This window comes from Acidovorax sp. GW835-FHT14G06, from assembly GCF_058793595.1.
Genome location: NZ_JBXAGA010000003.1, coordinates 162,343 through 177,466, shown reverse-complemented (window position 1 = coordinate 177,466; position 15,124 = coordinate 162,343). Strand labels below are relative to the sequence as shown.

At 66.1% G+C, this 15,124-nt stretch carries 8 protein-coding genes; 4 read left to right on the top strand and 4 right to left on the bottom strand.

The annotated features are described in order from the left end of the window. The first annotated feature begins 50 nt into the window (after nucleotides 1–50). Nucleotides 51–1,295 carry a urate hydroxylase PuuD gene (locus AC1Q64_RS05925; RefSeq protein ID WP_492250744.1) on the top strand — a complete coding sequence of 415 codons (1,245 nt, stop codon included), beginning with the start codon at nucleotides 51–53 and terminating at the stop codon, nucleotides 1,293–1,295. Nucleotides 1,296–2,477: 1,182 nt separating this feature from the next. On the opposite strand, the gene AC1Q64_RS05920 is transcribed toward AC1Q64_RS05925, so the two are convergent. Next, nucleotides 2,478–4,355 carry an EAL domain-containing protein gene (locus AC1Q64_RS05920; protein WP_492250743.1) on the bottom strand — a complete coding sequence of 626 codons (1,878 nt, stop codon included), beginning with the start codon at nucleotides 4,353–4,355 and terminating at the stop codon, nucleotides 2,478–2,480. 101 nt (nucleotides 4,356–4,456) lie between these two features. Here AC1Q64_RS05920 and AC1Q64_RS05915 point away from each other — a divergent pair, with 101 nt between their 5' ends. Then, complete coding sequence (locus tag AC1Q64_RS05915; RefSeq protein WP_492250742.1) at nucleotides 4,457–5,812, top strand: glycerate kinase type-2 family protein; 1,356 nt, start codon at nucleotides 4,457–4,459, stop codon at nucleotides 5,810–5,812. 73 nt (nucleotides 5,813–5,885) lie between these two features. Here AC1Q64_RS05915 and AC1Q64_RS05910 read toward each other — a convergent pair whose 3' ends face one another. Then, nucleotides 5,886–6,926, bottom strand: coding sequence for a porin (locus AC1Q64_RS05910; RefSeq protein ID WP_492250741.1), 1,041 nt, complete (start codon nucleotides 6,924–6,926; stop codon nucleotides 5,886–5,888). Nucleotides 6,927–7,219: 293 nt separating this feature from the next. Between AC1Q64_RS05910 and AC1Q64_RS05905 the strand changes: the two genes are divergently transcribed. Further along, complete coding sequence (locus AC1Q64_RS05905) at nucleotides 7,220–7,843, top strand: Crp/Fnr family transcriptional regulator (protein ID WP_291437942.1); 624 nt, start codon at nucleotides 7,220–7,222, stop codon at nucleotides 7,841–7,843. Nucleotides 7,844–8,138: 295 nt separating this feature from the next. Then, the gene (locus AC1Q64_RS05900) at nucleotides 8,139–10,259 is read left to right on the top strand and encodes a sensor domain-containing diguanylate cyclase (RefSeq protein WP_492250740.1); all 2,121 of its coding nucleotides are present in this window, start codon (nucleotides 8,139–8,141) and stop codon (nucleotides 10,257–10,259) included. Between the two features lie 854 nt (nucleotides 10,260–11,113). Here the strand turns inward: AC1Q64_RS05900 and xdhB are convergent. Continuing rightward, nucleotides 11,114–13,462, bottom strand: a complete 2,349-nt coding sequence (xdhB, locus tag AC1Q64_RS05895; protein WP_492250739.1) for a xanthine dehydrogenase molybdopterin binding subunit — start codon at nucleotides 13,460–13,462, stop codon at nucleotides 11,114–11,116. Continuing rightward, nucleotides 13,459–15,057: a xanthine dehydrogenase small subunit gene (xdhA, locus tag AC1Q64_RS05890; RefSeq protein ID WP_291439595.1), complete on the bottom strand. Its 1,599-nt coding sequence runs from the start codon at nucleotides 15,055–15,057 to the stop codon at nucleotides 13,459–13,461. Before xdhA ends, xdhB begins: the two co-directional genes overlap by 4 nt. Nucleotides 15,058–15,124: the final 67 nt, after the last annotated feature.

Genomic DNA, 15,124 nt, shown 5'->3' with positions numbered 1-15,124 from the left:
GTGGTGAGCAGGTTTGCTATTGCAGCGCCCCGCGCTGCCAAGGTTGAGATATGGAAAGCTACTTTCTCGACTGGGCCAACCTGCTTTTGCGCTGGGTCCATGTCATTACGGCCATCGCCTGGATCGGCTCGTCGTTCTATTTCGTTTTTCTGGACAGCAGCCTCACGCCGCCCGAGGATGAAGACCTCAAGAAACAAGGCGTGAGCGGCGAGCTCTGGGCCGTGCACGGCGGCGGGTTCTACCACCCGGTCAAGTTTGCGGTGTCGCCGCCGCAGTTGCCCAAACACCTGCACTGGTTCTTCTGGGAGAGCTACAGCACCTGGATCAGCGGGTTTGCGCTGTTCACCGTGTCCTATCTCTACAGCGCCAGCACCTACCTCATCGACAAGTCGCGCATGGACTGGGCGCCCGCCACGGCCATCGTGGTGGCGCTGGGCTTCTTTGTGGTGTTCTGGCTGCTGTACGACGCCATCTGCCGCATCTTCGGCCAGCGCAAGAATGGCGATGCCATCGTGGGCGCGCTGGTCCTGGTGCTGGTGTGCGTGGCGTCGTGGCTGGCCTGCCACTGGTTTGCGGGCCGCGCGGCCTTCCTGCTGGTGGGGGCGATGATCGCCACGTCCATGAGCGCCAACGTGTTCTTCTGGATCATCCCCGGCCAGCGCACGGTCATCAGCCAGATCAAGGCCGGCCAGCCCGTGGACCCGATCCACGGCAAACGCGGCAAGCAGCGCAGCGTGCACAACACCTATTTCACGCTGCCCGTGCTGTTTGCCATGCTGAGCAACCACTACAGCTTCACCTGGAGCCACCCGCAAAACTGGCTGGTGCTGATCTTGATGATGTTCGCGGGCGCCGCCATCCGCCAGTTCTTCGTGATGCGCCACGGCTACAAGCTGGGCCGCAATGGCAATCCGCTGCCGTATGCGCTGGTGGGCGTGGCCGTGATCGTGGGCGCCATCGTGTGGATGCGCCCCGTACCGGTGGCCGCTCCCGTGGCGAATGCTACTGTTTCAGGAGCTGCCAGCGCAGACAAAACGGGCGCTAGCGGCCAAAATGACTTCAAGGCCGTGCAAGCGGTGCTGGAACAGCGCTGCTACATGTGCCACGGCGAGCAGGTGCAGATGAAGAACCTGCGGCTTGATTCGCCCGACAGCGTCAAGCAACACGCCCAGGCCATCTACCAGCAGGCCGTGGTGCAAAAGCTCATGCCCATGAATAATGCCACGGGCATTACCGATGCGGAGCGTGCTCTGATTGGGAAGTGGTTTGAAGCGGGGGCGCCTACGGGGCCTTGAATGTGTTGAGTGCGGCGGCAATCGGCCAGGAGCAGTCGGTGGCTCTTGGGTAAAGCGGACACTCAACGTTTGGCATGAGGCGCAGTCTTTTGGGCATCCCTTCGATGGCAGGGTTAGTTCTCATCGTTTCAGGTGCCTAGTGATGGACCTGGTGCTCAAGTTGATACCACTGCTCATCCTCTGGCGCCCGGTTAGACACCAGCCTGACAGAGAACTTTGCAGCTGACCGCAGTATTGGCTGGTGTCGGGGACTGGTCTGCGAGCTGAAATCGCCATTCCACCTTCGATGATGCTCCACGTGCACGACCTTAGAGTTTGATTGGAAGACCAGAACGAATTCACCCCCATTCACTTCGGCAGGTAGTGTCATGCGGCACTTGAGCCAGCCAAGTTGTAAAACCCGGCAGTTGCTCTCGCGGGTCGAGTACGGGCCAAACGCGAACAGTTCATCCCAGTCCAGTGGGAGTACGTTTGCCAAATCTACCTCGTGGACCTTCTCGGATCGAACCAACTTCCCGAGGGCTGTGCTGAACTCACCTGCTGGCTCGGCGGTAGTACAGGCGACGAGTATTGCGAGGACGCTCGCGAGCGCGATGGCTCTTGCAAAATTCAGGATGGATCGCATTGAGGTCTAACGCTTACGGTTGCAAGCTACGCTCGTAGAACGGAATTCATGAAACGAAGGCTAAGTTGGTCGGGGTTAGGCCCTAGCGCCTTGACTACCATACCGGCTGTCGGCCAGAAGCGGCCTTCCGGGCAAGTGGCGTTGCATCAGCCAAAAATCCCAAAATCAACTTGAGACACTGCAGTTATGGGTAGAACTTGCGAATCAATGTTGCACCGCGATGCGCTCCTTCGCAGTGAGGTCGCCGCGTGCTACTACTGCCTAGAGAAGTATGCGCCCAGTACCATCATTCAATGGTGCGATGGAGACAACCAGAATCAAACGGCCATCTGCCCCCGATGCGGCGTTGATGCAGTAGTTGGTTTCAATGACCCGCCCGATGATGTTTGGCTGAGGACCACTCGCGTACGCGCCTTCGGCGAGGATTGAGCTTCAGCTTTGGGCACACAGCGGACCTGTTTGCCCCAAGACGTGCGGTGTCAATGACCTACTGCCGTTGAGCCTGATCACCGTTTTTGCGTCGGTGTTGCGTGCTTGGGACGCGGTCCAAACAGGCCCTACGCCGCCAGCACGTCCTGCAGAGCCCGCGTAGCAGCCACCGCCCCCAGGCTGGATTCGGTGAAGCCGCCATGCAGCACCACGCCCGTGGATGTCTGCTTGGCCTCGTGTTTGGCCACGGCGGCCAGGTTAGCCACTTCTTCGGCATGCCGAAAGCGCCCGGGCGTGATGCGCACGGCACCAATGGCCAGCGTGGTGCACGGAAAGAACCGCTGCACGCCATGCCGGTCCTCTGCATGAATACCGCCCGCCTGCCGGGCGCTGTCGTCAAACAGCGTGACCGCCTCGCGCGCGAACTCGTCCACGATGTTCTTGCAGCGCTGCAGCCAGTTGCTGCTCTGAAAGATCAGCATGAAGTCGTCCCCGCCCACGTGGCCCACAAAGTCGCTGCGCGCGTCGCAATGTGCTGTGGCCAGGCGTGCCACCAGGCGGATCATCTGGTCGCCGCGCCAGTAGCCGTAGTGGTCGTTGAAGGGCTTGAAATTGTTCAGGTCCGCATAGCAGGCCACGAACTCGGTGCCGCTTTCCAGCAAGCGCTGGATGTGCAGGCTGATGGGAATGTTGCCGGGCAAAAAGGTCAACGGGTTGGCGTGGCGCGCGGCCTCGATGCGGGTCTCGGTCACGGCGCGCACCAGCTGGTCGCCTGTGCCCAGGCCCAGGTAGCGGCCGTTGTCGGTGACGATGTAGCCGTCGCTCAGGTAGCGCTGGTCCTGCGAAGTGAGGATGCCCACGAGCTGATCCACATCGCAGTCCAGCTCCACCACGCGCGGCGCCAGGTTGGCAAACGCCAGGCAGGACTTGCGGCCATGCACCTCGCGGAAGTACGGCGTGGCGTAGTGGTTCATGAACTGCTGGCGGTTGATGAGGGCCACGGGGCGCGACCCGTCCACCACCGCCAGCGCGTGCAGGTCCGTATGCTGGCGGAACAGGGCTGCCACGGCATCGTTGTTGGTGGCGGGCGCTGCGGTGGGCGCCTGCACCACCAGGAGGCTGCGCAGGATGCCTGGGCGAGCGGTCTGCCCCAGGTGCGGCAGCACGGCCACGCGGCGGTCGTGCATCACCTCCAGCGCTGCGTCGTCCACCGCCTCGCGCGGCGCCATGGCCGGGCGGCCCAGCAGCCAGCCCTGTCCCAGGGGGATGTCCAGGTCGCGCAGCGCGCGCAGGTCGTCGCGGGTTTCGATGCCTTCGGCGATGAGCTGGGTGCCGAACACATCGGCAATGCCCTTGATGGCCTGCAGCATCTGCAGGTTCTCGGGGTGGTCGCTGATGTCGCGGATGAAGTATTTGTCGATCTTCACGAAGTCGGGCTTGACCTCGGACCACAGCCGCAGGCTGGAGCGGCCATCGCCAAAGTCGTCCAGCGCCAACCGCGCGCCGCAGGCATGCACTGCCTTGATGGCCTGGCGCAGCTGGGGCATGTCGGTCACGCGTTCGTGTTCGGTGATCTCCAGCACCAGCATGCGGGCGCTCAGGCCCAGGCTGCGCACGGTGGTGCCCAGTTCTGTGGCACCGATCAGCTGGACGCCATGCACCAGCGCGTCGGCGCTGATGTTCACAAACAGCCGGCCCGGGGCGTCGTGCCGTCCCCATTGCTCCAGCGCGGTGAACACGCACAGCAGCTCAAAGTCCTGCAGGATGCCCTCGCGCCGGGCCAGCTCCAGCAGTTTGTCGGGGGTGTGCAACGGGGTGTTCTGGGGGCCCCGGATCAGCGCTTCGTGCGCGTACACCTGGCCCTCGCGCAGGTCGGCCAGGGGCTGGAACACGCAGTACAGCCCGCCCTCGCGCATCAGCCGCGCCAGGGGGCCGGTGCCCTGGCGGGCGGCGGGTGACAGCAGCGCCATCATCGCCTCCAGTCGGCTCCATGGGGTGTTGTGCATGGCTGTTGTGGGTCCCTGAGCAAGGGTGCCGACGATACCTGTGGCGTGTGACAGCCCGGTTACAGCACGGTGACTGGCCCCGCCGCTGCACAATGCGCGGCATGCACCCAGAAACCCAGCCATCCAGCCCCTCCCTGCCGGACTACCGCACCCATCCCCGCGCCTTTCTGAAGGCGCTGTTTGATGCCGCCGTGCACAGCGCGCAGCCGCTGCACGGCATGCGCCAGTGGCTGCCTGAGCCGCCCAGCCGCGAGAGCGGGGGGCGGACCCTGGTGCTGGGTGCGGGCAAGGCGGGCGGCGCCATGGCGCAGGCACTGGAGGCCCTGTGGCCGCAGGACGCGCCCCTGTCGGGCCTGGTGGTCACCCGGTACGGGCATGTGCCGCCCCGGCCTGTGGGTGTGCCGCAGCGCATCGAGGTCGTTGAGGCCGCGCACCCCGTGCCCGATGCGGCGGGGCTGGCCGCGGCGCAGCGCATCCTGGACCTGACCCAGGGGCTGACGGAGCACGACCTGGTGCTGTGCCTGATCTCGGGCGGGGGCTCGTCCCTGCTGACCCTGCCCTGCGACGGGGTGACGCTGGAAGACAAGCAGCGCATCAACCGCGCCCTGCTCGACAGCGGCGCCCACATTGGCGAGATGAACTGCGTGCGCAAGCACCTCTCGCGCATCAAGGGCGGGCGCCTGGCGGCGGCCTGCGCGCCGGCGCGCGTGGTCACACTCACCATCAGCGACGTGCCGGGTGACGACCCCTCGGTGATCGCCAGCGGCCCCACCGTGCCCGATGCGACCACCTGCGCCGATGCGCTGGCCATTCTGGCGCGCTATGGCATCGACGTGCCACCGGCCATCCGCACCGCACTGGAGGCAGGCCGTCTGGAGACGCCCAAACCCGGCGACGCGCGTTTTGCCGCACATGCCGTGCACATGATCGCCACCCCCCAGCAGGCGCTGGAGGCCGCGGCCGCGCTGGCCCGTTCTGCGGGGCTGCCTGCGCATGTGCTGTCGGACGAGATCGAGGGCGAGTCGCGCGAGGTGGGCAAGGTGCATGCGGCACTGGCCCGTGCGGTGGCGCGGCGCGGCCAGCCGTTTGCGGCGCCGTGTGTGGTCCTGTCAGGGGGCGAGACCACCGTCACCGTGCGTCCGCGTGCGCCCGATGTGCCCCGTGGGCGGGGTGGGCGCGCGGGCGAGTTTTGCCTGGGCCTGGCGCAGGGGCTACAGGGCGAGCCCGCCGTATGGGCGCTGGCCGCCGACACCGATGGCATCGACGGCAGCGAAGACAACGCGGGGGCCTTTGTGTGCCCCGACACGCTGGTGCGTGCAGGCGCTGCGGGCCTGCGCATCGACGACCACCTGGCGCGCAACGACGCCTGGGGTTTTTTTTCGGGGCTGGACGACCTGCTGGTCACCGGCCCCACGCACACCAACGTGAACGATTTTCGAGTGCTACTGATTTTGTAGCTGCTCAGGCATATCGCACCAGCGCTTGGGGCTGCTGGGGCTTGAAAAAGGCCCCAGGCGCCGTGTGCAGGCCTCAGAACCGGTGGCGGATGCCCACGCCGAAGCTGTTGCCCTTGGTCTGGTGGGTGATGCGGTCGTTCATGGCCATCACGTACACATCGGTGCGCTTGGACAGGAAGTAGTCATACCCCACGGTGAAGGTCTTGCGCGAGATGTCGGTGGCCGTCATCTTGGTCTGCGCCCACGATGCCAGCACCTTGCCGGTGGCGCCTGCGGGCACCGACACCCCCAGCTGCGTCGTCTTGGCCTTGTTGGTGGTGTTGTCGGCCTTGGCCTGGCCGTAGCTGGCAAAGGCCTTCACGACGGCAAAGTCATACGCGCCGCCCAGCATCCAGTCGGTTTTGGTGGTGCCCAGGTAGGTGCTGGGCACGGCGGGGTTGCTCATCTGGTCGCGCTCGTAAAAGCCGGTGACGGTGATGGGGCCGTTGAAGTACAGCGCGTTGATGCCCACGTTCTTCTTGCTGCTGTCGCCCGCGACCTCTCCAAACTGATAGTGCAGGTTGGCGGTCAGCCCGCCCAGGTTGGGCGTGCTGTAGATGATTTCGTTGGACCAGCCCGTGTCGGACGGTGTGGTGGAGCCCCAGCCGGTGCCGTTGAACAGGGGCACGTTCATGTGCAGGATCAGCGGCGCAAAGGTGAACGAGTCGCCCAGCGGGTTGGACAGGATGGACGGCAGAAAGTTGGGCGCCAGACCACGCCCCACGGTCACGGTGCCCCAGCTGTCGCTCAGGCCCACGTTGGCGTCGCGCGAGAAGAAGGTGTCATTGGCAAAGCGGCCTTGAATGCCGCTGTCCACCTTGATGAACGAGGTGAGCGCAAAGTTGGCCTTGAGCCCGCCGCCCAGGTCTTCGGTGCCCTTGACGCCGAACCACGACGTGGTCATGCCGCCGCTGTTGACCACCTTGCTGCTGCCGGCGTCGCCGGCGTTTTTCATGGAGCCCACAAATACGTCGGTCAAGCCCATCAGCTGGACTGAGCTTTGTGCCTGGGCCCCGGTGGTGCACAGCAGTGCGCCACCAATCGATAGAGACAGTGCAATCAGGTTTTTTTTCATGGAGTGATTCCTGGGGGTGAAGACGCCGGATGTCCGGCAGGTGCAAGGGAGAGTGGCGGCCCCTGTTGCACCGTGGTGCAGTGCGGGGCCCGCCGGTGGGACACCGCAAGTTCCATGCCCTGGTGCAACAACTGTTTACAAGGTTGCCGGGCCTTGCTGGGTGCGCCCATGCACGTCGGTGGCGCAGTTTTCGTGTGTTTTGGCGCAAACCTGGGGCGTGCAGGGCGGGCGACATGGTGCGGCTTTGATGTGGCTCAATGCTGCAGGCGCAGCCGCACGGCAAAGTGGCTTCCATGCTGCCATCTACCCTTTTTTCTCTGCCCGCTGACACCGAGGTGATCGCCCCCGGCGAAGTGCTGCGCAGGCGCAACGAGGTGCTGACGACGGTGTTGCACCTCGAAAGCGGCCGCGTGCTGCGCGGCGTGCTGGACGACGGTTTTCTGCGCCACCAGCTGGGTGCTGTCGAGGGACCGTTCTGGCTTGACGCCGCGTCGGCCCTGATGGGCTTGCCGCTGCCGGTGGACATGGTGGCCGACACGCGTGTGCATGTGCGGCGCATGCCCATCGAAGAGTTTCGCCGCAGCTTGGCAGCCATGCCTGCAGGCGCGCGTGGTCTGCTGCTGGACATGGCCCAGGGATACCGGCAGCAGTCTGAGCTGGCCGTGAGCCGGCTCGCACAAGACGCCGAATCGCGCTGCGCGCAGTGGCTGCTGAACCACGCACAGCCCGACCAAAGCGGTGCCATGCAGGTCACCCTGCACCAGCGCAAACGCCTGATTGCCGCGCAGCTGGGCATTGCGCCCGAGACCTTCTCGCGCGTACTGCGCCACCTGCGCGAGCTGGGCCTGATCCACGGCACCGGCAATGTGCTGGCGCTGCCCGAGCCCAGAGCGTTGCAGTCCATGGCAGGCTGTTAGGGCTCTTGCACAAACTGCAAGGCCTGTAGTGCCTTGTAGTGCCGCTTAGCAGCGGCGCCCGGCTGTAGCAAGGCCTGCTGCTCCATAGGGCTGTATTGGAGACTCGGCAACGGATGCCCTGCGCACGCCTGCTTCGCGCACCCGCAGGCTCAGGGTTTTTCCTCGGCTTTACCCAAGGGTTCCACCCAAGCCCCCGGGCACAGGGCCTGCGTATATTCGTTGGGACATGTCTGTGATGACCCGTCCCCATGCCCTATTCTGAGCGTGCCCATCAGCCTCCAGTGCGGGAGCGTCCATGACGCCGCCGCCCGCCACCACGGCTGCGCCGAACCCCGAGCCGGGCTGGTTGGTACCTGGCGCACTGGTGCTGCGGCTCATGCTGGTGGCGGCGCTGGCGGTGGCCCTGTCAGGGGCGGTGGCGGCGTGGCTGGTGACGCGCGCCTCAGGACAGGAGGCGATGCGTCGGGTGGTGAGCCAGCAGACCGATGAGGTCGAGGTGGTGGCCCGGTTGCTCGCCAGCAAGATCGAACAAAGCCAGAAGGTGCTGCGCACCGTGGCCGCCGGCATCACGCCGGGCATGCTGGAGTCGCCCTCGTCGCTGGAATGGCTGCTGCAGCAGGGCCTGCCTGCCGTGCAGTTCTTTGACACCATGCAGGTGGCCCGTGACAACGGCGAACTGCGCCTGAGCCTTCGCGCCGGGCAACTGGAAAAAGCCGCCGATCTGGACCCCACCGAGCGCGATGCCCTGCGCCGCACGTTGGTGGATGGCAAGCCGCTGGTGTCCGAGCTGATCACCGGGCGCACGGGCGAGGCGCGGGTCATGTTCACCATGCCGCTGCACCGCGAAGACGGTACGGTGATGGGGGTGGTGGCAGGGGCGTTGCGCCTGCAATCCCAAAGCTTGCTGCCACCGTCGATGACGCTGCCTGCCCGCGATGACTCGCAGCTCATCGTCTTCACCCGCGACGGCACCATCCTGTCGCACTCCGACCCCACCCGCGTGCTGGGCCAGGTGCGTGACGAAGTGGGCCTGGCCCCCGTGTACGCGCACTGGCAAAGCCAGGCTCAGCCTGTGGTGGGGCGGGGCATGACCCATGTGCAGTCCGACCATATCGTGAGCATGGCGGGCATGCCGCTGCCGCAGTGGATCGTGGCGCGCGTGAGCCAGTCGCAGGCGTTGCTTGCACCGCTGCGTGGCGCTCAACGCGAAGCCTGGTGGCTGGCGGTGGCCAGCATGTTGTTGTGCATGCTGCTGGCTGTGGCCTTGATGGGCTGGATGGCGCAGCCCTTGGCGCAGCTCACCTTCAAGGCGCGTCAGTTGCTCAAGACCAGCACGCGCCAGTTGCCAGCGGCCGAAATGCACTGGCCCCAGGCGGGGGGCGAGGTGGGCGAGCTGGTGCGTGTGTTCCAGGGCCTGGTACAGCAGGGCAGCCTGCAGCAGTCGCGCAAGGACACGGTGGTCGGCCAGTTTCAGGCCGTGCTGGACAGCGCCACCGTAGGCATCGTCATCACCCGCCACAGCATGCTGGAGGTAGTGAGCCACCAGGCCTGCGTGATGCTGGGCTACACCGCGCAAGAGTTGCAGGGCCGCCCCGCGCGCACCCTGTACGCCAGCGACGCCGACTATGCCCAGGTGGGCACCCGCGTGCGGGCCGAGGTGGCGGCGCACGGCGCTTTCGACGGCGACATCTGTTTTCTGCGCAAGGACGGCACCCCCGTGTGGGCCCGCGTGCAGGGCCGGGGCGTGCGCCCCGAGGAGGTGCATGGTGGCACCGTGTGGATCCTGGAAGACATCACCGCTGCGCGCGAGGCCCAGGTGCAGCAGTCCTGGGGTCGCTCGCACGATGCGCTCACGCAGCTGTACAACCGCGCCGCGTTTGACGAGCGTCTGGGCCAGCTGATGGCCGAGCGGTCCGCCCGCCAGCGCGCACCTGCCGCCGAGGAGGATGGCAGCGATGTGCAGGGCGACGGTGTGGTGCTGTTCCTCGACCTGGACCACTTCACCGTCGTCAACGACATCGCGGGCCACGACGCGGGCGACGATGTGCTGCGCCATGTGGCCCGTCTGCTGGCATCCCATGTGCGCCAGATCGGCTGGGCGGCGCGCCTGGGGGGCGATGAGTTTGCGGTGGTGTTGCCCGGCTGTGCGCTGGCACGCGGCCAGGCCGTGGCCGAGCAGTTGCGTGCGGCGGTGCATGCGTGGGAGCCGTCGTACCAGGGGCGCAGTTTTACGCTGGGGGTGAGCATCGGGCTGGTGGTGCTGGATGCCAGCTTGCAGGATGTGCCGTCGGTGCTGTATGCGGCGGACATGGCCTGCTATGACGCCAAGCGGGCGGGGCGTAACCGGGTGGAGACGCGGCATGCGAGGGATGCGTCGGCGACTTCGTCGGGACGGATGGCGTTGGGACCTGTTTGACAGGTTTTGGGGTGGATGCGATAGTGGGATATGCGGTGGTAGCTATTGATTTTGTAGCGTTTTCTTGTGGTTGCTGATTGGGCCGCATGCCTTTGTTAAGGGCGGAGGCCGGGAGTCGCCCGGCGTGCGAGTAACTTTCTTTTGCTTCGCCAAAAGAAAGTCACCAAAGAAAAGTCGACCCCCAGTCTGCGACCCCTTCGCGTTGCGAAGGGGCAAACCTGCGGCGGTGCGGTTGCGGGGTGCGCCGTGGAACTCACTGCGCTGCGTTGCAGCTTCGTTCAGACAGCCACGGCGAGTCTGAGCACGAAGCACGCGCGCTGCGACGCGCGTGCCACCCCCCAACCGCCCCGCCGCAGACGCAGCCAGCAGGGGGTGGGACAGCCGAACATCCAAACAGCCGGACATCCACTCGGGCCATTGCTGCGCTCGGCCGCGCCTACGCAGCGCGTGGCGCTTGCGCCCGCGAGAGAGGCCGAGCGAAGCAAAGGCCCGTGTGGATGTTCTGCTCCCCTTGCCCCTGTGGATGCGCCGAGGAGCGCAGGGTTTGGCGGACCAGGGCTCGCGTGTGTCTGAGCGACGCGCAGCGGCGCGAGTTGAGCGAGACCCCGCCAAACCCGAGCACCGCAGGTTGCCCCGTAGCGAAGCGCAGGGGACGCATACAGTGGGGTCGCCCTTTCTTTGGTTCCTTTCTTTCGGCGACGCGAAAGAAAGGGACTCGCCTGCCGGGCGACTCCCGGCCTCCGCCCTCAACCGAGGCATGCAGTCACACCCGCACACCGACCTCCGAATAAAGACGTTGATACAAAAATGATAGCTACCAGCGCATATCCCACCAGCGCCAACAGCCAAAAGCATCACTCTCCCAACCGCCCCAACGCCTTCAGCACATTCTCTGCAGTCGCCGGTGCAGTCAACACCACTGGCGCCGCAGCATCCACGCCGCTACGCCCCGCTGCCACCGCATTGCGCAGCGCCTCATACACACTGATCGCCAGCATGAACGGCGGCTCCCCCACCGCCTTGCTGCCACCCACGTTGTCCTCCCGGTTCGCCTCGGGCCACAGGTCCACCTTGAAGTGCGCCGGAATGTCCCCCGTCGCCGGGATCTTGTAGGTGCTGGGTGCGTGGGTGGCGAGAGTCCCCTTGTCGTTCCACACCAGCTGCTCGGTGGTCAGCCAGCCCATGCCCTGCACAAATCCGCCTTCGATCTGGCCGATGTCGATGGCCGGGTTGATGCTGTGGCCCACGTCGTGCAGGATGTCCACTTTCAGCACGCGGCTCTCGCCGGTGAGGGTGTCGATGGCTACCTCGGTGCAGGCCGCGCCGTAGCTGAAGTAGTAGAACGGGCGCCCGGTGAGGGTCGTCTTGTCGTAGTGGATCTTGGGCGTGCGGTAAAAACCGTCGCTCCACAGCTGGATGCGGTTGGCGTACGCGGCCTGTACCACCTCTTCAAAACTGCGCACCGTCTTGGGCGAGATCACCTGGCCGCCCGCAAACCGGATGGCGCCTGCGCCGCAGCCGTCCAGCCCGCACACGAACGAGGCCAGGTTGTCGCGCACGTTGCGCGCTGCATATTGCGCAGCGCGGCCGTTCAGGTCGGTGCCGCTGCTGGCAGCGGTGGCGCTGGCATTGGGCACCTTGCTGGTGTCGCTGGCCGTCACCAGCACACGGTGCAGGGGCACGCCCAGCTCGTCGGCCACGATCTGCGCCACCTTGGTGTGCAGGCCCTGGCCCATCTCGGTGCCGCCGTGGTTAACCTGCACGCTGCCGTCGGTGTACACATGCACCAGCGCGCCCGCCTGGTTGAACAGCGTGGCCGTGAAGCTGATGCCGAACTTGACGGGCGTGATGGCCAGGCCGCGCTTGATGACGGTGTTGTGCGCGTTCCAGTCCGCAATCTCGGCCTGGCGCTGGCGGTAGTGCGAGGTCTGCTCCAGCGTGGGCAGCAGTTCGTGCAGGATGTTGTCTTCCACCGCCATCTGGTAGTGGGTGACGTTGCGGCCCGTGCTCGCATCTTTGCCATACAGGTTGGCCAGGCGCACGTCCTGCGCATCGCGGCCCAGCGCGCGCGCGATGTCGCCCAGGATGGCCTCGATCACGATCACGCCCTGCGGGCCGCCAAAGCCGCGGAAGGCGGTGTGGCTTTGCGTGTTCGTCTTGCAGCGGTACGACGCGATCTCGACATCGCCCAGGTAGTACGCATTGTCGGCATGGAACACCGCGCGGTCGGCCACGGGGCCCGACAGGTCGGCGCTGAAGCCGCAGTTGGCGGCCATCTGGAGCTTCAGGCCCGTGATGCGGCCCGTGTCGTCAAAGCCCACGTCGTACTCGTACGCAAACGGGTGGCGCTTGCCGGTGACCATGAAGTCCTCGTCCCGGTCCAGCCGCAGCTTGATGGGGCGGCCCAGCTTGTTGGCAGCCACGGCGGCCCAAACAGCCAGGTGCCCGGCCTGCGTCTCCTTGCCGCCAAAGCCGCCGCCCATGCGGCGGCATTCCACCTTGACCGCGTGGTTGTCGATACCCAGCGCGTGCGCCACCCAGTGCTGCACCTCGCCAGGGTGCTGGGTGCTGGAGTAGATCCACCACTGCTTTTGCTCCAGCGGCATGGCGTAAGCGATCTGGCCCTCCAGGTAGAAATGCTCCTGGCCGCCGACTTCAAACGCTCCCTGCATGCGGTGCGCCGATTGCACGAGGCCCGTGGCCGCATCGCCCCGGCGCACGAACACCGGCGGCAGCACATAGCTTTGCGCCTTCAGCGCGTCCTGCACCGTGAGCACGGCGGGCAGGGGGGAGATGTCGAGCTTCACGGCGCGCACCGCGCGGCGCGCCTGCATGACCGAATCGGCCACTACCAGTCCGATCACCTGGCCCACAAACTGCACGCTGTCCAGCGCAAACACGGGCTCGTCGTGCCCGAACGCGGCCAGGATCTTGTCGCCGGGCACGTCGCTGGCCAGCACCACGCCACGCACGCCGGGCAGCGCGAGTGCTGCGGTGGCGTCCACCCCATTCAGGGTGCCGTGGGCCACGGTGGAGAGGATGGGCGCTGCGTACAGCGTGCCCTTTACTTCCGGCAGGTCGTCTATGTAGTGCGCGGCACCTGCCACCTGGGCGCGGGCGCTTTCGTGGATGTGCGATTGGCCCATGGCGGCGCGGGTGGGCGCGGGCAGGGCGGTTTCGGCGATGGTGTGGGGCGCGTTCATACGGCGGCCTCCAGAGTCAAGGTGTCCAGGCTGACCGAGGGCTGGCCCTGGCTCTCCAGCCAGTAGCGCTGCAGCAGGCTGCCCAGCACCTGGCGGCGGTAGGCGCCACTGGCGCGCATGTCGGAGATGGGGCTGAACTCGGCCTGCAGCACGGCGGCGGCGCGCTGTGCGGTGGCTTCGGTCCAGGGCTGGCCGGTCAGCGCCGCTTCGGTGTGCCGTGCGCGGGCTGGGGTGGCAGCCACGCCGCCCGCGCCGATGCTGGCGCGCTGCACGGTGCCGTCCGCGATGTCGAGGTTGAGCACCAGACACACAGCAGAAATATCGTCGTCAAACCGCTTTGAGATCTTGTACGCCCGCAGCTGTTCTTGGGCAGAAGGGCGGGGTACCACGATGCGCACCAGCAGCTCATCGGCCGCCATCACGTTCTGCCGGTAGCCGGTGTACAAGTCTTCCAGCGGCAGCTGGCGCTCGCCCCGGGCCTGGCTGGCCAGCACCACCTGGGCGCGCAGTGCGATCAGCAGCGGCATGGAATCGCCAATCGGCGAGCCGTTGGCCACATTGCCGCCCAGCGTGCCCGAGTTGCGCACGGGCAACCCCGCAAACCGCGTGGCAAATCGGTGCAGCTGCGGCCACTGAGCGGTGAGGGCTGCAAACGCGTCGGTCAGCGTGACAGCGGCGCCGATGTGGATGGCGTCGGCGTGCTGTGCCACCTGCCGCAGCTCGGCCGCGCGGGTCACGTCCAGCACCTGGCTGTATTGCTTGTGCTGCTTGGTCACCCACAGCCCCACGTCGGTACAGCCAGCCACCACCTGGGCGCCTGGGTGGGCCGCGCGGGCTGTGAGCAGCTCTGGGAGGGTGGAGGGCGCGATGTAGGCCGAATCGGCTGCTTGCGCCAGTGCATCATGCCGCAGCAGCTTCAGTTTTTGTAGCACTTCGGCCTCGTTGACCGCCATGCCGGGCAGCGATGCCATCTGTTGGGCGGCATCAAGGATGGGGCGGTAGCCGGTGCAGCGGCACAGGTTGCCCGAGAGTTCTTCCTGCGCCAGTTCGCGGGTGATGGGTTGGCCGTGGCGGACGTGGTCGAGCGCCGACGGGCCGCCCCTAGGCGCGAGGGCCCCCTCGGGGGGCAGCGAACCACACGCAGTGGGGAGCGTGGGGGCAATGTGCCTTTGGTACATGCCGAACAGGCTCATGACAAAACCGGGGGTGCAGAAGCCGCACTGGGAGCCGTGGCACTGGACCATGGCCTCCTGTACTGGATGGAGCGTGATGGTTTGTTGTGCAGCGGGAGCTGTATCGCCCACAGGCTGGATCAGCGGGTCTTCGGCCAGGTCTTCCACCGTCCACAGCGCCATGCCGTCCACCGAATGCGCCAGGCGGATGCAGCTGTTCACGGCGCTGTAGTGCAACTGGCCGTCGCGTTCTTCGCCCAGCACCACGGTGCAGGCGCCGCAGTCGCCTTCGCCGCAGCCCTCCTTGGTGCCAGTGTTGCCCAGGTCTTCGCGCAGCACCTCCAGCAGGGTGCGGTCGGGTGGTACATTGCCCAGCGCCACGGGCTGGCCTCGGCGCAGGAATTGCAAGGGTCTTGTTGTCATGACAAACGCCACTTCGATCTTTGATGGAAAGGTTCAGCAGAGGGTAGAACGCAGTACCGTTACCGGC